The 21,479-nt window shown below is 69.9% G+C and carries 9 protein-coding genes; 3 read left to right on the top strand and 6 right to left on the bottom strand.

The annotated features are described in order from the left end of the window. Positions 1-37: 37 nt before the first annotated feature. Positions 38-7,192 (top strand): hypothetical protein, encoded by a 7,155-nt coding sequence (locus tag ACFWEE_RS07590; protein WP_386887290.1) that lies wholly within the window; start codon positions 38-40, stop codon positions 7,190-7,192. Beyond that, the gene (locus ACFWEE_RS07585) at positions 7,192-7,617 is read left to right on the top strand and encodes a DUF6086 family protein (protein WP_386887288.1); all 426 of its coding nucleotides are present in this window, start codon (positions 7,192-7,194) and stop codon (positions 7,615-7,617) included. The genes ACFWEE_RS07590 and ACFWEE_RS07585 overlap by 1 nt, the downstream gene beginning before the upstream one ends. 137 nt (positions 7,618-7,754) lie before the next feature. Here the strand turns inward: ACFWEE_RS07585 and ACFWEE_RS07580 are convergent, their stop codons facing one another. From ACFWEE_RS07580 to ACFWEE_RS07570, 3 genes are all read right to left on the bottom strand, one after another. Then, complete coding sequence (locus ACFWEE_RS07580; RefSeq protein WP_386887287.1) at positions 7,755-8,492, bottom strand: hypothetical protein; 738 nt, start codon at positions 8,490-8,492, stop codon at positions 7,755-7,757. A gap of 213 nt (positions 8,493-8,705) precedes the next feature. Further along, positions 8,706-11,057 carry an AbfB domain-containing protein gene (locus ACFWEE_RS07575; protein ID WP_386887285.1) on the bottom strand — a complete coding sequence of 784 codons (2,352 nt, stop codon included), beginning with the start codon at positions 11,055-11,057 and terminating at the stop codon, positions 8,706-8,708. Positions 11,058-11,152: 95 nt separating this feature from the next. Next, complete coding sequence (locus ACFWEE_RS07570; RefSeq protein WP_386887283.1) at positions 11,153-13,609, bottom strand: RICIN domain-containing protein; 2,457 nt, start codon at positions 13,607-13,609, stop codon at positions 11,153-11,155. 296 nt (positions 13,610-13,905) lie between these two features. Between ACFWEE_RS07570 and ACFWEE_RS07565 the strand changes: the two genes are divergently transcribed. Further along, the gene (locus ACFWEE_RS07565; protein ID WP_386887281.1) at positions 13,906-14,913 is read left to right on the top strand and encodes a phosphotransferase; all 1,008 of its coding nucleotides are present in this window, start codon (positions 13,906-13,908) and stop codon (positions 14,911-14,913) included. Between the two features lie 104 nt (positions 14,914-15,017). Here the strand turns inward: ACFWEE_RS07565 and ACFWEE_RS07560 are convergent, their stop codons facing one another. From ACFWEE_RS07560 to ACFWEE_RS07550, 3 genes are all read right to left on the bottom strand, one after another. Next, positions 15,018-15,680: a hypothetical protein gene (locus ACFWEE_RS07560; RefSeq protein ID WP_386887279.1), complete on the bottom strand. Its 663-nt coding sequence runs from the start codon at positions 15,678-15,680 to the stop codon at positions 15,018-15,020. A 652-nt stretch (positions 15,681-16,332) separates the two neighbouring features. Continuing rightward, positions 16,333-16,797 (bottom strand): hypothetical protein, encoded by a 465-nt coding sequence (locus ACFWEE_RS07555; RefSeq protein ID WP_386887277.1) that lies wholly within the window; start codon positions 16,795-16,797, stop codon positions 16,333-16,335. Positions 16,798-17,090: 293 nt separating this feature from the next. After that, complete coding sequence (locus ACFWEE_RS07550; RefSeq protein ID WP_386887276.1) at positions 17,091-20,939, bottom strand: GH92 family glycosyl hydrolase; 3,849 nt, start codon at positions 20,937-20,939, stop codon at positions 17,091-17,093. Between the last annotated feature and the right edge of the window lie 540 nt (positions 20,940-21,479).

Raw genomic sequence — 21,479 nt, 5'->3', positions numbered from 1 at the left:
GGACGTCGGCAGACGACGACGTCGCAGAAGACAGACTTTGAAGAGAGCCACGGCCGGGACGGCCCTGATCTCCGCGGTGGCCGTACTCGCCGGACTCATCACCGCGGTACCGGCCTCCGCCGCCGGCGCGGAGCAGGAGGAGGACACCGGCCTCTTCCGCAACACCATCGGCGACACCGTGCGGCAGGACCGCTGTCTCGCCGGAGTGGCACTGCACGCCGGCGGGCCGCAGATGAAGGCCAAGGCGGTCGAGGGCCTCTCGGGCAGCGCCGAGCAACTGCGCACCACCGTCGGTGACGTCGGCTGGATCGGCTTCTACCCGCTCGGTCTCGCCGGCGGCGAGGACCAGGAGGCCGGATTCGCCTACCGCGACGACCTCCGCGCCCGGTCGACCGCGTTGGAGGACGGCAACAAGCCGTTCGCCTCCAACGCCTTCTACAGCGACGAGATGGACTGGCACATACCGGAGTTCGACTCCGAGGTGCTCCAGTTCACCCTCTTCACCCAGGAACAGCTCTCCTGGCAGCTCGGCTGGGACGGCCACACCAACGCCAGTCCCGAAGCGGTCGCCCGCGTCCGCGAGATCATGGAGGAGAACCGCGGGCAGGACGTCGACAACGACTGGATCGCCGACTGGTCGTTCCGTGACGAGGACGTCTACGAGACGCGCTACTCGCGGGGCACCACCGCCAGCGACGTCGCGTCCTACCTGAAGTTCGGTGGCCTGCCGACGAAGGCCCCGGCCGAGGGCTCGGCCGAGTACCGGGTCGTGGTCGAGGACCTGAAGCAGGCGTGGGCAGGCTGCAACTGGCAGAACCCGCTCGACTTCCACCGTGTGCTCAACGGTCCGGTCATGACCGCCATGACCGAATGGGAGCTGGAGTACGCCGGGCAGGCGGCCCAGCGCAACACGATCATCCAGGCGGAGACCGACGCGGCGAACGAGACCCGCGAAGCCACCGACGACATGATCCAGGCCATCCAGCAGGCCTGGCGCGCCGACCAGATCCTCACCTGGCAGAAGGTCGTGGCGAAAGAACTCGCCAACGACCCCGACTCCCTCTTCAAGCCCGAACCCGAGCTGTACGAGCAGGCCGAGGCCGACCTCGCCGACGCCCGGTCGAAGGCCGACGCGCTGGCCACCTCGGCCAACAGCCACGCCGCAGCGGCCAAGGCGGCGGCGACGAGCGCCACGACCGCGCAGCAGGAGGCGTGGGCGATCGCCGACACGGCGAACGTGCCGCGCGGCCGGGGTCTGATGTACGCCCAGCAGTCCGTGCAGGTCGCCCGTGCTTCGGCGGCTGCGGCCGAGGCGGCTGCCAAGGCCACCGGGACGGCCCGGGACGCCACCGACGCCACGGTCGGCACCAGTCGCACTCTGACGGCGAAGGCGCAGACCGAGACGCACGCGCTCAACACCGAGTTCCGCCGGATCGCCGCGCAGGAGGCGGCTGCTCAGGCCAAGGCCGCCGCCGACAGCGCGGAGTCCAACGCCGAGGCCGCGGCCGACAGCGCGAAGGACGCCGGTACGGCCGAGGCCGCCGCGAAGGGGAAGGAGGAGACGGCCCGTCAGAAGGCCGCCGCCGCGCAGACCCAGCGGGCCTCCGCCGAACTCGAGTACGCCGGCGCCGTGGCCTCCCGCGCCGAGGCCGCCCGGCAGCGGACCACCGCTGCCGAGGCCGAGACCCGGGCAGCGACCCAGCAGACGGCGGCCGGTACGGCGAAGGCGAACGCCAAGACGGCCGCGAGCGACGCCGCGACCAAGCGCGAGGCCGCCGACGCGAAGGCGAAGGCCGCCCAGGCAGCCCGGGAGAAGGCTGCGGCGGCCCAGCAGAAGCAGCAGGCCACCGCGGCACGCGCCGCCGCCCTGGAGGCAGCCGCCTCGGCAGCCGCCGGTACGGCAGCGGCCGGGGAGACCCGCACGGCCGCCGACCAGGCGCGGGAAGCTGCTGCGGCAGCGGTCACCGCCGCCACCGCCGCCCACACCGCGGCGGACGACGCGACGGCCGCTGCGGTCTCCGCACGGTCCGCCGCGACGAAGGCCGAGGGAGCCGCCGGACGGGCCCAAGCGGACGCGGATGCCGCGTGGTCGGCGTACCTCGCGTCGACCGGTGCCGCGGCGACCGCGCGAGCTGAAGCTGCCAAGGCACTTGACGCAGCCGGGGACGCCGCCTTGCGTGCCCAGAACGCCGCCACCGCGTCGGACCAGGCATCGGCCCTGGCGAAGCGGGCCGGTGACGAGGCGGCCTCGGCAGGGATCGAGGCCGCGCAGGCCGTCGACTCCGCCGCCGTCACCGCGGGCCGGGCCTACGCCGCAGGGCAGGCGGCACTCGCCGCCCGCGACAGCGCGACCAAAGCGGTGGCCGCGTCGGACGACGCCATCGCGCTCGGCATGCCCTACCAGGAGACCGACAGCGCCGCCGCGTTCGCCGTGCTGACCGGCCAGAAGTCCAAGACGGTGGCCGAGCAGCAGGCCGCCGCCGCCGAGGCCAAGGCCGCCGAGGCGGAGCAGGCCGCCGAGGACGCACAGCAACTCGCAGATCAGGCGCAGGGCGACGTCAAGGTCGCGGCCGAGGCCGCGGCACAGGCGGCCGGCGACTCGGTGCGCGCCATCACCGCCGCGGCAGCGGCCCAGGAGTCGGCCCAGGACGCGGCGGCCTCCCGGGAGAGCGCCAAGAAGGCGGCCGACACGGCCTCCGGCTACGCGCAGCAGGCGGGCGACGACGCGCTCAGCGCCCAGCAGACGGCCAACGCGACCGACACCGTCGCCGGTGACGCGGACCGGGAGGCCACCGACGCCGAACGCGACGCGCTGAAGGCCGCCGAGGCCGACGACCGCGCGGCCCAGGCCGCCGCGGAGGCCAAGGCCCAGGCCGACAAGGCGGACAACGACGCCAAGGCGGCGGAGGACCGCGCCTCGGACGCCGATGGCGACAGCGCTGCCGCCGAGGAGGCCGCCGACCAGGCGGAGAAGGAGCAGCGGGAGCAGAACGAGCAGCAGCACCAGCAGGCCATGGAGGAAGGCGACTACCCGATTCCGGGCGGCCCCTCCTCGTGGGCCGAGCTGGGCGAGCAGCAGGAGGCCATCCTGCTGGAGAAGTGCGGCCAGAGCTGTGTCGACGACTACCGCGACGCGTACGCCGCTGTCTCCGTCCACGTGCTCGACTGGGTCGCCGCCCACGGCGGGCAGATCCTCCTGGACGACCTCGGCGTGGCCGACGTCAAGGAATGCCTGAGCTACAGCGGCGTCGAGAGCTGCTTGTGGGACCTGGTGGACATCGCCTCGTCCGCCGTCGTCGTCGGCCGGATCCCCGCGCTCGCGGCGGCGATCGACCAGGTGAGCACCGGCATCCAGCAGGTCTTCGTCGACGCCGACGACGCCCTGCGCAAGTTGACCGAACTCACCCAGCTGATCGGTACGACCCGCAGCACCCCGCGTCTGGACCGGTGCATCGCCGGAGTGGCGCTGCACGCGGGCGGACCCGAGATGAAGGCCGAAGCCGTCTCCGCGCTCGCCGGTGACAACGCCGAACTGCGCGCGGCCGTCGGTGACATCGGCTGGATCGGCTTCGGACCGCTGGGCCAGGCGCGCGATCGCGACGTCCAGGCGGCGTTCGACTACCGGGACGCGCTGGCGGCCCGGTCGAACGCGCTGGAGAAGGCCAACAAGCCGTACGCCCAGTCGGCGTTCTTCAGCGACGACATGGAATGGCACGTACCGGCCTTCGACGAAGAGGTCCTGCAGTTCACCCTCTTCACCCAGGAGAAGATCTCCGGGCGTCTCGGCTGGGACGGGCACAGCAACGCCGGCGCGGAGTCCCTGGCACGCGCCAAGGAGATCACCGAGGACAACCGCGGCAAGGACTCCTGGTACGACTTCACCGCCGATGTCATGCTGCGCGACAGCGAGGTGACCAACACCCGGTACGCGGGCGGCACCACCGGCAGCGACATCGCGTCCTACCTTCGGCACGGCGGCTTCCTGACCGAGGCCCCGGCCAAGGACAGCCCGGAGTTCCGAGAAGAGGTGGAGAACCTCAAGCAGTCCTGGGCCACCTGTGACAGCGCGGAACCCACCGACCCGCGGAACAAGCTCTCCGCGGTGGCCGCCCAGGCGTACACCGAGTGGGAGGCGGAGTACGCCGCCCAGGCCGCGCCCCGCACCCTGATCACGCAGGCGGAGGCCGACGCGTCGGCCGCCACCCGCCGGGCCACCGACAACATGGTCGAGGCCGTCGGCCAGGCGTGGCGCGCCGAGCAGATCCTCACCTGGCAGCGCGTCTGGCACGACACGCTGGAGAACGACCCGGACGACCTGTTCAAGCCCAAGCAGGCGATGTTCGACCAGGCCAACGCCGATCTCGCCACCGCCCGTGGCAAGGTCGCCGCCCTGGTCACCTCCGCCAAGGCGAACGCCGCCACCGCGAAGACCGCCGCTCAGCGGGCCGTCGACGCGCAGGAGGACGCCTGGGCGATAGCCGACGCGGCCGAAGTCCCGCGCGGCCGGGGCCTGATGTACGCCCAGCAGTCGGTCCAGGTCGCCCGCGCCTCCAGCGCGGCTGCCGACGCCGCCGCCAAGGCGACGCAGACCACCCTCCAGGCCGTCAACGCGACCGCGGAAACCTCCGCCACGCTGCTCGCGCTGGCGCAGACCGAAGCCCATGCCCTGAACACGGAGTTCCGGCGAGTGGCGGCTGAAGAAGCCGCCGAGCAGGCCAAGGTTGCAGCGGACTCCGCCGAGTCCTACGCCGCCGCGGCAGCGGCCAACGCCAAGACGGCGAAGGACGCGCAGGCCGTCGCCGCCGAACAGAAGGAGATCGCGAAGAAGGAAGCCGAGAACGCCGCGGCCAAGGCGGTCATCGCCGAGGCCGAGCGCGCCAACGCCGCCGCCTACCACGCCGTCGCCGCCTCCGAGCGGGAGAAGGCGGGTGCCGCCGAGGCACGTGCGCAGGGCTTCAAGAGCGACGCGAGCGCGGCTCGCGGCGACGCCGACGCCGGCGCGGCTACGGCCGCGGCCCGCCGTCAGACCGCCGAACAGGCCGAATCGGACGCGGAGTACGCGCGGGACAAGGCGTACGAGGCGGAGAAGGCCCAGAAGGCGTACGAGGCCAGGGCCGCCGCCTTGGAGTCCGCCGCCGCGGCGGCCGTGGGCACGGAGGCCGCCGGGGAGGCCCAGCAGGCCGCCGACGAGGCCCGCGGCGCCGCCGACCAGGCGGCCTCCGCCGCCGCGAGCGCCCGCGAGGCCGCGGGCCAAGCCACCACGGCGGCGACGAACGCTCGTGCTGCGGCAACCAATGCGCAGTCCAGCGCGGCCAAGTCGCGCCAGGCGTCCGACGACGCCTGGAGCTCCTACTGGACGGCGGCGGGTGCGGCGGCCACCGCTCACTCGGCGGCTGCCGAGGCGATCGACGCTTCCGAAGAGGCGGCGGTCAACGCCCAGAAGGCCGGCGAGCAAGCCGCAGAGGCGAAGAAGCAGGCCAAGGTGGCGCAGGACAACGCCGCCGTCGCCCACACCGAGGCGGTGGCGACGGCGAAGTCCGCCGCCGAGACATCGGGTCACGCCTATGCCGCGACCCAGGCGGCACTCGCCGCCAGGGATACCGCTGACCAGACGGCCACCAGCGCGAATTCGGCGATCTCCATCGGCAGCCCCTATCAGGAGACCGACGCAGCCGCCGCTTTCGCGGTGCTGACCGGTCAGCAGGCCCTGACTACCGCGGAGCAGCAGGCGCTGGCAGCCAAGGCCAAGTCGGACGAGGCCCAGCGGATGGCCCAGGAGGCGAGTGAACTCGCCGCCCAGGCCGACGAGGACGACAAGGCGGCGGCCACCGCCGCGGCCGAGGCCGCGGCCGACGCTGCCCGTGCGGCCACCGCGTACGAGAACGCGCAGAAGTCCGCAGCGGAGGCGAAGGCGTCGGCGGTGTCCGCGCAGAGGCTGGCCGACGAAGCTTCGGGCTACGCGGTCCAGGCCGGTACCAGCGCTGTGCACGCGGATCTCTCGGCGAGCAGCGCGGAGAGTGAGGCGGCAGCCGCCGACAACGAGGCCACCGAGGCCGAGAAGGACGCGGCGAGCGCACGTCAGGCAGCGTCCGACGCGACCGACGAGGCCACCGCGGCGGACTTCTCCGCGCGCATGGCTCAGACTCACGCGAGTGCCGCGCAGGACGCGGCCGACAACGCCCAGTCGGCGGCTTCGGACGCCCAGTCCGCAGCCGACAGGGCAGAGGAGGAGGAACGCCAGCGGCTCGCCGAACAACGCCGTCAGGCCATGGAGAGCGGGGACACCGGCGCGCTCGGAAGCCCCGACACGCTCTCAGCCGACGACCGGGCCCTGCTGCTGAAGACCTGTGGTCAGAGCTGCGTGGACGACTGGGACGCCGCCAACGCGGCGATCGCCAAGACGGTCGTGGACTGGCTCAAGGAGAACGGCGCCGACATCATCCTGGAGTTCATCGGCGTCAACGACGTCAAGCGCTGCTTCAGCGACGGCGACATCGAGAGTTGCCTGTGGACCCTGATCGACGTAGGCAGCCTGGTGCTCGTGGTGGGCAAACTGCCGAAGGTCGCCAAAGCGGTCGCGACGGTCACCTCAGGCATCGTGAAGTTCTTCGAGCGGGCCGAGTGGGCCAAGCGCACCCTGGCCAACCTGCGCAAGGTCGTGGAGGAGATCCGGCTGAACCCCGACCGGGGTTCCGTGAAGCTCCCCGGCGGTTCCGCCACCTGCACCCACCCGGGCGCGGCGTCCGAGTGCAAGAACATCACGTTCCCGTACAAGGAAGCCAACGGCACATTCAAGAAGGGCCGTGAATACCTCGGCTCGGACCAGAAGTACCACGTGCCGGACGGTGCCGAGGAGGTCGATGTCTTCGACGTCGTCAACGACCCGAAATTCAGTCAGCGGATCACGGACATCGACTACGTCAAGGACGGTGTCCTCTGGGAGGACAAGTCGGCGGCGAACATGATGAACGCGGCCGGACAGCAGGAGTGGGTCGCCAAGCACCTGCCCAAGAAGGTCAAGAAGTACATCGACGCCCGCCGATTCATCAAGGGCTACGAGAACGCCCCGATCGGAATGCGATTCCCTCCCGAGGCGCTGATTCAGAACCCCGGGCTGAAGCAGCTCGTGGAGGATTACGCACAGCGTCTGCGCATCGAGTACGGCGCAGACATCAGGATATGGTGGCAGTGATGAGCTACATCTTCACCGTCACCGCGACAGACGAGGACGTCTGGGAACCCTCCCTGGCCATCGGCCAGTTGTTCATGGGAGGGGCCGACGCCCTGGGCAACCGCGTCCTTCGGGTGCCGACCGGGCTGGAAGACGTTTCCGGCGACTGGGTCAAGGTCGACCCCTCGGCGTACCAGGAGTTCGTCACCCTGGCGCTCCAGCGGCGGGGCAGGTCGACCAACTGGGAGTTGATCCAGCTCATGGACGGGGTGCTCCCGCTCATGATCGCTCTCGCCGACCGGCTCGGCGTGGACCTCCCGGCCGGCTCGCTCGCCGAGCGGGTCTACCTGGAGTGGGCCCGTGACGAGGACCGCGTCATGCTGGGCCACGTCTGGGACAACCGCGACGGCACGGTCTCCGTGTGGGGGGCCGGCGCCGTGAGCTGAATCGCCGCCCGGGGCGGTCGGTCCGGACCGACCGCCCCGGCAATGCACGGCGTGTGGGATCAAACCTGAAGTGCCCGGACCGTGACACGGTCCGGGCACTTCGTCGTTCCGCCGCCGCGAATCCCGCGCAGGCGGCCTCAGCCGAGCATCTTCAATTGCTCCTCGACCAGATCCTCCGGGACGGCGGCCTTCTTCGTGTCCAGCATGTTGACGCCGTAAAAGGCGGCGATCACACCACCGTGCCGCACGACCGTGTAGGTGGTGGGAATGGTCTGGTCGGAAACGGCGGTGGTGATGTCGTAGCCGACCGCCTCGTCCCCGAGATCCGGGTCGTGGAGGCGCTTGACGGACTTGTAGGTCAGACCGAGCGTCTTGAAACCCTTCGGGCACTCCTTCAGCGCGGTGCGCAGATCGGCCATGACCTGCTTCGCGTTCTTCTCGGAGTGCGAGGCCAGCCACATGGAGCCGACCGTCGCGTTCTTGGCGTCCGAGGGCTCCAGAGAACGGTGCACGAGGCTCACCGGCGCGATACTGGTGGTCCCGCCCGCCAGACTGGCCAGGGGCTGGCACTCCTTCTTGTCGGCCTTCATGTCCAGGCCGGCCGAGACCTCCGCCTCGGAGACCTTCTTCATCTCGTACCCGGCGGCCTTTCCGGAAAGAGCCGCCTTCTCCAATTCGGCGGGCGGGACGGCGCCCATCTCCTTGGCGTTCTGGGTGGCCTTTTCAGCGGCCACGTCTTCCTTGCTCGGGGACTTCGTGGCGGTGGCCGCAGGCTTCTTCTCCGCAGCCTTGTCGTGCGTGTCCGAGCTGCAGGCCGAAGCCAGCGCGAGGACGGGCAGGACGATGACGGCCGGAAGAATTCTACCGATGAACACCAATGTCTCCTGGAAATCGGGCAGTTCCTGAGCAAGGACGAAGAACGATCCTACCGACGGATGATCTTGCGTCGGGTAACAATTCGGGGTCGGAGCCGTCTGCCCCCCGCGCCGCCCGGCCACGACCGCCGGGCCCCGGACACGCCGGTGGCCGGCCCGCCGGAAGTTCTCCGACGGACCGGCCACCGCACGGGTGGACCCGACGCTGTCAGCTCACGGCGCCCAGGGGGCGTCCACCGACCACGTGGTGTCCTGGGTGAAGGAGGCCGCGTTGTCCCACGCGTTGGTGCCGCCGGGAGTGGCCAGCCACACCTCGGAGTTGATGTGGCGCATGAAGCTGCCGGGCAGGTTGGCGCTGGTCAGACGCACCCCGCCGCTCCCCGCGACCGCGCACCAGGTGGCGTCCGCCTTGAAGAGCGCCGAGCCGTCGCTCGCGTCCCGGCGGACCCGGAAGTTCTGGTGCCGGAGGTACTCGCCGGGGTAGTTGCGGGACTCGAAGGAGTAGCAGTTGCCGTTCGCCAGACCGGCGACCACCTTCCAGGTGGCGTCGCTCTTCAGCAGCGCGGAGCTGTTGGCGTCGACGACCTCCGTGTACGCCAGCGCCTCGGAGTGGCGCAGGTACTTGTTGGTGTAACCGGGGGTGGTGACCCGCAGCGACTTGTACTGCCCCGTCGGCAGCGTCACCGCCGTCGTCGCCGCCTTCGAGGCCGCGATGAGGGCCTGGTTGGCCGCCTTCACCCGCGCGGTGTCCACCTTGACCACCTGGCGGTCGTAGGTGAGGAGGCCGTTCGCCTCGTTCTCCACGTCGGTGATCTCCGTGTAGACCGAGGCCGAAAGACCCGCCGGCATCTGACCGACCCGGATGCTGTCGATCAGCCCCACGAACCGGTTGTTGAGGGCCGACAGGCTCGCCTGGTCCTCGTAGCTGAAGCCGCCGCCCGGGTACCACTCGTGCCCCGCGACCTTGTACCCCAGCCCGCCGAACTCGCCGAGGACGGCGGCCCGTGTGGAGGTGGCCGCGGTGTTGCCCGGCCCGACGTAGTTGTGGTTGTCGACGACGTCACCGTTGCCGCCGTCCACCGCGCCGCAGCAGTTGACCCCGCTCATGTTGTCGACCAGCCGGGACGGGTCGTACGCCTTGACGTCGTTGGCGATCCTGGCCTGGTCGTACTGGCCCCAGCCCTCGTTCTCGTTCACCCACATCACCAGCGACGGCGAACTGCGGTGCTGGTCGATGATCGCGTGGTACTCCGCCTCCCACTGGGTGCGCGCCGCGCTGTCCGGCGACTTGCCGGTGTCCATCGCGGGCATGTCCTGCCAGACGAGGAGCCCGAGCTTGTCCGCCCAGTAGAACCAGCGCTGCGGCTCGACCTTGATGTGCTTGCGGACCATGTTGAACCCGAGGTCCTTGTGCGCCTGGAGGTCGGACTTGAGCGCCGCGTCGGTCGGCGCGGTGTAGATGCCGTCCGGCCAGTAGCCCTGGTCCAGCGTGCCGGTCTGGAAGACGAACTTCCCGTTGAGGACCGGGCGCAGGACGTTGTCCACCTTGGCGACGGCGATGGACCGCATCCCGGTGTAGCCGCCCACCGTGTCGGTGACCGCCGTACCGTCGAGCAGCTCCGTCTTCACGTCGTACAGGAACGGGTCCTCGGGGGTCCACAGGTGCGCGTTCGGCACCGGCACGGAGAGCTCCGCGCCCACCGTGCCCGTCGCCGTGCCCACCGTCGTACCGCCGGTGGAGACGGTCACCCGGGCGCTGCGGCCCGAGGCACCGGCCGCCTGCACCTTGACCCGCAGGGTGCTGTCACCCAGGTTCGGGGTCATGTCCAGCCGGGTGACGTGCGCGGCGGCCACCGGCTCCAGCCAGACGGTCTGCCAGATGCCCGAGGCGGCGGTGTAGAAGATCCCGCCGCCCGAGTGCGGGGCCACGTCGTTGATCCGCTGCTTGCCGACGGCCTGGCCGCCGGTCTGCGTCGGGTCGTAGACCGACACCACCACGGTGTTCGTCCCGCCGTTCAGCTGCGGGGTGATGTCGTACGAGAACCCGTCGTACCCGCCCTTGTGCGCCCCGACCTGGGTGCCGTTGACCCAGACCGTGGTCTGCCAGTCGGAGGCGCCGAAGTTGAGCTGCACCCGCCGGCCGCTCCAGTTCGACGGGACGGTGAACGTCCGCTTGTACCAGAGCTTGTCGTTCTCGGTGATCTTGCGCTGGATGCCGGAGAGCGCGGACTCCGCCACGAACGGCACCCGGATCTGCTCGGTGAACGACGCGGGCTGACCCGCGTCCTTACCGGTGACCGCGAAATCCCAGATGCCGTTGAGGTTCGCCCAGTCCGGGCGGGTGAGCTGCGGGCGCGGGTATTCGGGCAGCGGCTGGTCGACCGGGACCTGGCTGGTCCACGGTGTCGTCATCGGCGCCGTCTTCGGCGACCAGGCGGTGGCCGCCGCCGAGGCCGGAGCCGTACCGGCGCCGACCAGGGCCCCGGCCGCCAGAGCCAGCAGACCGGTGCCTGCGGTCAGCCGTCTCCACCAGGTTCGGTGGCGCTGTGCGGGTGCGGACTTCATCCTGAGACCTCCTTCACGTGGGGGCTCCGCGCGCCGGGACCGGCGCGCGGAGTGGTGCGCGGAGTGGTGCAGGGGAGATCCGGCGGTGCTGCTCGTCAGAGCAGCTGCCAGAGGTGGTCGTCGGTGCCGTTGTCGTCGTACTGCACGACATGGGCGCTGTCGGCGAGGGACATCAGATCCACACCGAGCACCTTGTCCGAGTGCCGGTTGCGGATGCGGTACCAGCCGTCGCCGTTCGGCACGAGCTGCCAGAGGTGGTCGTCGGTGTCGTTGTCGTCGAACTGGACGACGTGCGCGCTGTTGGCCGTGGACATCAGGTCGACGCCGAGCACCTTGCCGGAGTGCTGGTTGCGGATGCGGTACCAGCCGTCGCCGTTGGCGACCAGCCGCCACAGGTGGTCGTCGGTGCCGGTGTCGCCGAACTGCACGACATGGGCGCTGTTCGCGGTCGACATCAGGTCGACGCCGAGCACCTTGCCGGAGTTCTTGTTCGCGATCCGGTACCAGCGGTCCGCGATCCAGGGCGCCGCGTCCGGTGCCGCCGTCGGGAAGGACGTGATCCGCAGCCGCGCCGCCCCCATCGGGACCAGGGTGACCTGCTCGACGGGCTCGGAGCTGCGCGCCGGGCTCTGCTGGAGCGGCGCCACCACGTGCTCGTCGTCCGCGCTCCACTCGGGGATGCGGCGGGCCCGCGCGGTCAGCGTGAGCGGGGTGCCCGCCAGGGTGAAGGGGTTGGTGCCGGCCGCCAGCCGGGCGGGACGTGAACCGGGCTTTGCGGCCACGGTGGCCTGGGGCAGCGCGCCGTCCAGCACGAGGCCGTAGTTCCACGGGGTGGTCGCGTGCACCGCGTACTCCGGGAACTGGTCGGTGCCGCCGATGCGTTCGTAGCTCTCGCCGATCCGGAGCGAGTACGTCAGCGGTCCGCGGTCGATGCTCACCGAACCGTGGTTGTCCGCCCAGGTGCGCACGGTGGTCTGCTGCGGGAAGCGCAGCGTCACCTTGTCGCCGTTCTTCCAGGTGCGGTCGACGCGGGTGAAGGCCGGACCGGCGGGGGCGGTGACGCGCTGCCCGTTGACCCGGATCTCCGGCGCGGTGCACCACGCCGGGACGCGCAGCACCAGCGGGAACTTCACCTGCTTCGGGGTCTTGAGGGTGAGGGTGACCGTGTCCGTGAAGGGGTAGTCGGTCTCCTCGGTGATGGTGACCCGGGTGCCGTCCGCGACGGTCGCCGTCACCTCGCTGGCCGCGTACATCGCCGCCGCGAGACCGCCGTCGGGAGTGGCGAGCCACAGCTCTTCGAGGAAGTAGGGCCAGCCCATACCGTAGTTGTGCGGGCAGCAGCGGTACTGGTCCACGCCCGGCAGGTACGCCTGCATCGCGAAACCGTTCTGGAACTGCCGGTCCCGCTTGGGCTCGTTGTCCAGATCGACGCTGTTGGCGCTGGTGATGTAGTGGATCGCCTTGCCCGAGGGATCGAGCGAGGCGGGCAGCGAGTTGAACGCCAGGTCCTCGCAACGGTCGGCCCACAGGGGGTCGCCCGTGATCCGGGTGAGCAGCTGGTGGCTCGCCATGAACTCCACGATGCCGCAGGTCTCGAATCCCTGTCGCGGATCGCCGTGTCCCGCACGGGCGTTCTCGTCACCGGCGATCCCGCCACCGGCGAACTGCCCGTACTGGCCCATCGCCTTGGCGTACGTCCCGTACGTGTCCTTGGTGTCCTGCGCCGAGCCGCTGCGCAGCGCGTACTGGGCCGGCTCGCGGAAGCCCTGCGCGATGTTGACGTTGTGCGGGTTGACCAGGTTGTCGCCCCAGTCGGCGCCGTTCTGGTGGATCTTGTCGGCGAGGTCGAGCAGGAAGGTGTCGCCGGTCCGGTTGAAAAGCCAGAAGACGCTGTCCAGTCCGTCGCCCCAACGCAGAGCGATCCAGCTGGTGTTGAAGGCGCCGGGCCCCTGGGTGTTCATGTACCGGAAGAACCGGCTGAGGAAGGGGATCACCCGGGTGTCGCCGCTGTACTCCTGCCAGGAACGCAGCGCCTGGATCAGCGGGAGGAAGGGCCAGAAGTCCGGGCCGCCGTTGAGCGAGGTGCGCAGCGCCTTGGGACCGAAGAACCCGTCCGACTGCTGCGTGGTGAGGATCGCGTCGATCCAGCGCCGGGTGGCGGCGAGCGCCTTCGCGTCGCCGGTGACGATCGCCAGGTCGGTGTATCCCCGCAGCCAGTAAGGGACTTCCTCCCAGCCGCCCTGGTCGGTGTGCACCCAGCCGGAAGTGTCGAAGTCGAGGAAGTGCGAGAACTCCTCGTACCGCCCGCAGAGGCCGTCCAGCTGGAGCTGGAGCTGGCCGGCGAGCCAGCCCCGCGCCTTGACCTGGCCGGGCGGCAGCTTCAGGAACGCGGTCGGGTGCAGCGGGGCGGCGTTCGGGGCGTAGTGGCCGCCGCGCGCCACCGGCGCCACGTGACCCGCCGCGGTCGCGGTGGTGGCCCAGCGGCCCATGGCGGCGGTCGATGCGGCGGTGACCAGGGCGCTGGTCATGAAGTGCCGACGGTTCAGGGGCATGTGGAAGCTCCACTTCTGCTCTGCGGCAGCCTCATCCCGCGCCCTGGTGCGACGACTTGGGCGCATGGCGAAGGAGGCTGTCGCGTTCCGGTGCGGTGGTGCGACAACTTGTGTTCAACGTTGGAAAAATGATGTCGGCGGTATGACAGCACGCCGTCAAGCCGGTGTCCAGAGATCGCGCAGGGGTTGGTGCGGTGCCGGGGGCGCGGGGTGGGACGCGGCGTCCGGGACGCTGTCCGACCGGTCCGGAGGAAAACGGATGGAAGCGGTGGCGGGCGCGGTGATGGGATGGGGCGATGACGCGTGACGAGTCGGTGACGGTGGACCGGGGACCGTATCCGGACGCGGTGACGCCCTGGGAGACCACTGCCTGGCGGGAGGCCGCCCTCGGATGGGCCGAGCGCGAACTGGCGGCCCACGGGCTGCGCGCGGCGGGCAGGCGAACAATGCGGCTGCGGCCGTGGTCCGTCCTGGTGCGGATTCCCGTCGAGGGGCACGGGGCCGTCTTCTTCAAGGCCGCCCCGCCCGCCGGCGCCTTCGAAGCGGGGCTCACAAAGGCCCTGGCGCGCTGGATTCCCGGGCGAGTGCTGGAGCCGCTCGCCGTCGACGCCGAGCGGGGATGGTCGCTCCTGCCGGACGGCGGACCGCTCTTCCGCGAGGAACTGGACCGCGGCGCCGCAGATCTGGCGGCATGGGAGCGGATGCTGCGTCAATACGCAGAAATACAGCGAGAACTGACCGCGTACGTCGGAAGAATGGACTCACTGGGTGTCCCGGACGGACGTGTGGCGGCACTTCCGGAGGCCTTCGACCGATTGGTCGAGGAGAATTCCGTGCTGGATCAGGCGGACCGCGCGGTGTTGCGGGACATCCGTCCCCGTCTCGCCGAGTGGTGCGCGGAACTCGCGGGCCCGGAAATCCCCGAAACGCTCGACCACTCCGATCTGCACGAAGGCCAGTCGTTCGTGCCGGAACCGGGCCGCTTCGTCTTCTTCGACTGGGGCGACGCGGCGATTTCGCACCCCTTCTGCAGCCTCCTGATTCCGGGGCGCGCAGCACGCGGGCGCTACGGCCCCGAGGTGCTGCCCCGCCTTCGTGACGCCTACCTGGAGCCGTGGACGGGAAGCGGCCACACCACCGCTGAGCTGCGACGCGCTGTCAGTCTGGCGTGGCGGGTCGGAGCGATCGGCCGGGCCTGCTCCTGGGGGCGGCTCTTCCCGGGAGCGTCGGGCGGTACGGGCGACCTCGGGGCCGTGGACAGCGCCCGCTGGCTGCGGGAATTGCTTACCGAGCCGCCTCTCTGAACGGAGGGGAATGCTGTCGGGGCGTCCGCGTACATTCCGTATGCGGACGCCTCTCCGCCCTGAGATGGGCCGCATCCGACGCCGCGCACTGATCTACCACGGATTCAGGGCCAGCTGGAAACCGCGAAGTCGTCGGGCGCGCCGTTCCTGCCGATTTTCACGACTTTGGCCATCGCCACTCGTCCCTCATCCGTAATCACGCAGAGCGCCGCGCCCGCGATGATTTGCTGCTCTCTGAGAGCATCCGTGTCCCACTGAATCTCTTCGAGGCCACCGCCTTGGGCTGCCGCTTCGCAGGCGCCCTCGGTCGCCGGGGATCCCTTGGCCAGGATTCCTCCCGCCTGATCATCCCCCAGGCGCATAGTGGGGGCACCGCAACCGCTGTAGATGAGGTCGAGCTTGGCCGCCTCATCAGGGGGCAAGTCGTCCACGACGACCTGCTTCACGAGGCGATCCGAATCAAAATCGATGACCAGAGCCTTGTCGCAGGAGGGACTGACAAGTCGCATGGGGCGCGAGCCCTGTTGGTCGGATGCGCCGGATTCACCGGAAGGGGTGGAGGGCTTGTCCTCGGTCGCCGTGGGCAGCACCTTCGAAGGAACGGAGTCGCCGCCACTCGGTGAAGAGACGGAAGTCCTGGGGGAATCCGTGGAGCCGGCGTGCTGCTGTTCATCACCGCCTTTTCCGACCAAGGCGACCGTCAGCGCGAATACCCCCGCGATCGCGGCAGCGCCCAGCGTCCCGAGGAGGCCGTACTTGGCCGCCATACGAGCTGTTGTGTGCGGGTCGGCCGGCGGCTGAGGCGGGACAGAAGGCGGTGATGCTGTCTGCGAGGACTGAGACGGCGATGGCTGTGTCCCGCCACCCGAGGACGCTGGCTGTGTCCCGCCACCCGAGGACGCTGGCTGTGTCCCGTCACCCGAGGACGCTGGTTGTGTCCCGTCACCCGAGGACGAGGGCTGTGCCCCGCCACCCGAGGTTGGTGGCTGTGTCCCGTCACCCGAAGGCGACGGCTGCGCCCCGCCACCCGAACCAGTAGTCATGCGATTCCCTGCGAGGCCAGTGGGGTCGCGCCGACCCTGTGGGCGCCTCCCGTGCGCCACCCGCGGCGCCACTGCGTACGCGGGGCCGGGGCGATCAGCTCCCCCTGATTCTTCGGGCAGTTTGCCACAACTCACCTGCACATCAGGCTACTTGGACGCTCTCCCATGGCACATCGTCATATCGACACGCCATCAGAGCTAACAAAAAGGACCGCCGCGCGGATCAGTGAGCGCATCCAGAGTCACTACTGCTCGAATGATGGGGCGGTGTGGGCTCCGCAAGCGTGTTGCGGAAGCCCCGCCTGTCCGGCGACGCCCGGCACGCACGCTCGCCGCGTTGTCGGGATCACCGACGAGTGGCTGTGACCTGACGGCGTCAGGTCAGACTGCGGCCTGCCAGGGCGAGGAACTCCGCCTTGAACGGCTCCAGGCGCTCGGCCAGGTTCCCCTCGTCACGCTCCTGCCAGACCGCTTGATTCAGAGCGCGGGCGTAGGCGGTCGTCGGTGAGTGAAGGCCAGGGGCACACAGCAACTCGATGCTCTTCTCAGCTATTCGAAGACCGTCCATCGTCGGCCTGGCCGTCACGTACCAGTCATCACCGACCTCCCATCGGGGCGGCCTCGCATGCGCCACGCCCTCAGCCTCCAGCGCGCACCGGATGAACTCCAGCACGGTCCTGATCTGCTCAGCACGTCGCTCCTCCGCCCGCGCCGCAGCCTGCCTTTGTTCGTCGGCCCGGTCAGCCGCCCGCTGTGTCGTGCGTTGGGTGAGATACGTCAACGCACCACCCACCGCCACACCGGCCATCGAAATCACTGGGGTCCACAGGTCTCCTGCCACAGCCGACTACTACCAGTACCTGCCCGTCGACCGCTGCCGATCTTGCGAGACAACCCCCTCTGTGTCCGGGTACGAACCCGCTCCAAGACCCACTTCCGATACACGCCCCGGTGCGCAACGGACAGGGCTCCCGCGCGGGCGGAGCCGGAACGTATGCGAGGCCGGCGCGACGAGCCTTCGCGGGGACGCGAAAACCGGTGGCCGGCACCCCGTACACGGGATGCCGGCCACCGGCGTGCGCTCAAGGCTGCCGTGTGCGGGTCCGTGGGCGGTTGCTCACGGACCCGCCCGGCTCAGGAGATCAGTTCGATCTCGGAGAGGGTCGACGTGCCGTCCAGCACCAGACGGTAGTGCTGGTAGTCGCCCGTCCGGGACACCGAGAACACCCGGGTCTGCTGCCCGTAGGCGAAGGTCTGGCCGGACCGCTTGTCGAGGTCCTTCCACTTCTTGCCGTCCGAGGAGCCCTGGAGCACCCAGCCCGTCGGGGCCGCGCCGGTCTTCGCCGACGTCAGGGTGTACTGGGCGGCCTTCGTCGCCTCGGCGACCGGCAGCTCGACCGTTCCGGTGGCCTCGGCCGACGTGGCGGAGGTGTCGTCGAACAGCGCGCCGGCACCCTTCAGCACGTCCTGCTTCGGCGCGGGCACCTTGTCGTCCTTGGTGAGGGAGACAGGACCGGCCTTTTTGCCGGTGCCCCACGAGGAGGGCTTGGAGCCCATGTCGAAGTCGAGCACGCCACCCTTGGCGAGGAGGTCGCTCGGCAGGCTCGTGGAGTTCCACGTCTTGCCGTTGACCTTCAGGCCCTGGACGTAGATGTTCTTCGTGCTGTTCTTCGGGGCCTTCACCGTGAGGGTGCGGCCGTTCTCCAGGTGCACGGTGGCCTTGGTGAAGAGCGGCGAACCGATCGCGTACTCGCCACTGCCCATGACCAGCGGGTAGAAGCCGAGGGAGGAGAAGAGGAACCAGCCGGACTGCTCGCCGTTGTCCTCGTCGCCGTGGTAACCCTGGCCGATCTCGCTGCCCCCGTACAGGCGGCCCAGAACCTCGCGGACCTTCTCCTGCGTCTTGGACGGCTGACCCGCGGCGTCGTACATGTAGGTCACGTGGTGCGCGACCTGGTTGCTGTGGCCGTACTGGCCCATGCGCACGTCACGCGCCTCGGTCATCTCGTGGATGACGCCACCGTACGAGCCGGTGAACTCCTGGGACGCGGTCTCCGGGGTGGAGAAGTACGTGTCGAGCTTCTGGGCGAGACCGTCCTGACCGCCGTACAGGTTGGCGAGGCCGCGGGTGTCCTGGACCGCCGTGAAGGCGTAGCCCCAGCCGTCGGTCTCCGTGTAGTCGTTGCCCCAGATGCGCGGGTCGTAGTCCGCGGACGGGACGCGCCAGCTGCCGTCGGCGTTCTTGCCCTGGAAGAAGCCGGCGTCCTTGTCGAAGAGCTTCACGTAGTTCTGCGCGCGGTTGAGGAAGTACTCGGACTCCTCCTTGTAGCGCTTGTTCTTCGTCTTCGCGTAGAGCGCCTTGCCCATCTGGCCGATGCCGTAGTCGTTGAGGTAGCCCTCCAGCGACCAGGACAGACCCTCGTGCGTCGACGTGTTGGCGTAACCGGTGAAGACCGAGGTCTCCATGCCCTTGCGGCCGACGCCCGAGGACGGCGGGGCGACGGTGGCGTTCTTCACGGCCGCGTCGTACGCCGCTTCCGCGTCGAAGTCCACGCCCTTGACGTACGCGTCCGCGAACGCCACGTCGGAGCTGGTGCCGGTCATCAGGTCCGAGTAACCCGGGGACGACCAGCGGGAGATCCAGCCGCCGTCCTTGTACTGCTGCACGAACCCGTCGACCATCTCGCCGGCCTTCTTCGGCGTCAGGAAGGAGTACGCGGGCCACGTGGTGCGGTAGGTGTCCCAGAAGCCGTTGTTGACGTACACCTTGCCCTTGACGAGCTTCGCGCCGGTGTTCGTCGCGGTGTCCGTACCCGTCTTGGAGACGAACGGGCTGGCGTAGGTGCTCACGCCCTTGACCTGCTCGAAGCCGGAGTTCGGGTACAGGTACAGCCGGTACATGCTGGAGTACAGCGTGGTCAGCTGGTCCTCGGTGGCACCCTCGACCTCGACCTTGCCCAGGATGTCGTCCCAGGCGCGCTGGGCCTTCTTCTGGACCTGCTCGAAGGAGGTCGACGCCGGGATCTCCTGGGCGAGGTTGTCCTTCGCCTGGTCGACGCTGATCAGCGAGGTGGCCAGACGGAGCCCGACCTGCTTGTCCTTGCCCGCGTCGAACCGGAAGTACCCGGTCACGTTGTCACCGCCGCCACCGCTGAGCTTGCCGCTCGCGGTGACCTTGGAGTCGAAGACGCCGTACACGAACAGCCGGGTGGCGCCCGTGGAGCCGCCGCTCTTCACGTCGGAGTAGCCGGTGAAGGAGCTGGTGGCCGGGTCCAGCGTCAGCCCGCCCAGGTTGTTGACGTTGTCGAACACGATGCTCGCGTCCGCACCGGGGTAGGTGAACCGCATGCGGGCCGCGTGGTCGGTCGGCGTCATCTCGGCCTTGAGGCCGTTCTCGAACTTCACGCCGTAGTACTGCGGTGTCGCCGTCTCGTTCTCGTGACGGAACGGCAGCGCACGGGCGGTCCGCGACGCGTCCGGGGTACCGGAGGCGACGGACGGCATCAGCTGGAACGTCTGCCGGTCACCCATCCACGGGCTCGGCTCGTGGCTGGCGCTGAACGCCTGGAGTGTGGGCAGGTTGTCCGCGTTGTTGCCCCGCGCGTAGTCGTAGATCCAGTCCGTGGAACCGGCGTTGGTGACCGGGGTCCAGAAGTTGAAGCCCTCCGGCACGGCGGTCGCGGGAATGTTGTTGCCGCGCGAGAAGCTGCCGCTGGAGTTGGTGCCACGGGTCGTCAGCGCGTAGTCCGACAGATGCGCCTTGGGCTTCGCGGGAGCCTTCGGAGCGATCGATATGTCGTCCAGCCAGCCCTGGAACTGCGAGGGGCCGCTGTTCGAGTCGTACGCGACCAGGATCCGGTCGATGGTCTTGCCCGCGGCGACCGTGCCGATGTCCGAGGCGACCTTGTTCCACTGGTTGACGTACAGCCGCTTGGCGTCCGCCTGGCCCTGCGGGGTCAGCGCGCCGCCGTTGGTGTCGGTCGCACCCAGCTTGCTCAGGTAGGTGCCGTCGGTGAAGGCGAGGTCCACCGAGACGTGCGTGGCCGGGTAGGCCAGGTCCGTCTTCGTCATCTGCGGGTAGACCAGGTACGACAGCTGGGTCGTCCGCGTCACCGGCGTGTTGACGTCGAAGATCTTGTTGTACGAGTACGCGCGGCCCTTGTCCTTGTGGGTACCCGCGTAACGCAGCGCCTTGGTGCCGGTGAAGCCCGCACCCGACTTGGCCGTCGGCGAGCCGGACGGGCCCTTGTCCACGATGGTGCGCATCTCGTCGGGCACCGGGGCGGAGGTGTTGCCGTCCGAGAACTGGACGTCGGCGAGCTGGGTCGCGTCCGGGGCGCCGTTGTTCTTGGTGAACTCCAGGCGGAAGTGCTGGTACGCGGCCGGCTCGGCGATGTCGAACGAGCGGGTCTGGAAGCGCTCGTCGAACTTCTCACCCGTGCGCGTGTCGAGCGTCGTCCACGTCTCGCCGTCGGCCGACCCCTTGAGGACCCAGTCCTGCGGGTCGCGCTCGTCGTGGTCGTTGGCGGACGTCAGCGCGTACGTCGTCACCTTCGTGGCTTCGCTGAGGTCGAACTCGACCCAGCCGGTGGGCTGGAAGGCCAGCCACTTGGTGGCGGTGGAGACGTCGACCAGGTTCTCCTTGACCTCGCCGCCGCCCGAGTTCTCGTTACTGGCGCGAACCTCCGTCACCCGGTCGGTGACGTTGCCCGCGATGCCGCCGGAGAATCCGCCGTCGACACCCTGCGAGAGCTCCTTGCCGTCCGGGCCGGTCTCCACGGTGCTGCGCCAGTCGGGCTGCTGCTGGTCGGCCTCGAAGGACGAGCTGAACGTCTGGTTGCCCGAGGAGCCGTGGGAGCCGTTCTGCGGCACGGCGGCGAGTGAGGGGCTCGCTCCGGCCAGTACGAGCGCCGCCGCGAGCGCCGCGACGCTGTGTCTCCGACGCGAACCCGCGTGGAAACGAAGATCAAGTGGTGGCTGCATACCGAGCCATTCCTCCCCGGACGATGGTTGGACAACGTTGTCAAAGTGGGATGCGGAGACCAGTAGGGAGGTAAATGGTGCTGTGTGTCAAGGGTGTTACAGAAGAGTCGTGTGGCGAATCGGCGGCATTCGGGACAACTCGGCGTGCGATGCGGAGTCCTCGGTGCCGCATCGTCGCGCGACGCGCGGCCGAGGCGGCCGGCGGGCGGTCCGGCCGGGGGTGCTCGGGCGGGGCTGCTCGGGCGGGCCCGGGGTGTCGCCAGGTGAGAGGTGCGGCGCTCGCCGCGCTCGGGGCGGCGGCTGCTGACGCCCCGTCGGCCCGGTGGCTTCGAGGGGCGACCGGGCCGGGCCGGAGGCGGCGCCGGCCGGGCGCAGGCGGCGCTCGGTGCATTGCTCGCGCGAAGTGTGAAGGGTGGCCGCGCCGGTGGACGGGGGAGCCTCGCGCGCGTGCGCGCGCAGGTAGCGGGACGGGCCGGCGCTGTCGTCGCCGACGCGGCCGAGGAGCCCCGCGCGCGCGGAAGCGGGGGCCCGGTCCACCGG

Origin of the sequence: Streptomyces sp. NPDC060184 (assembly GCF_042728795.1) — a bacterium.
Taxonomy (GTDB): Bacteria; Actinomycetota; Actinomycetes; order Streptomycetales; family Streptomycetaceae; genus Streptomyces.
This window is presented reverse-complemented; position numbering and strand designations above follow the sequence as displayed.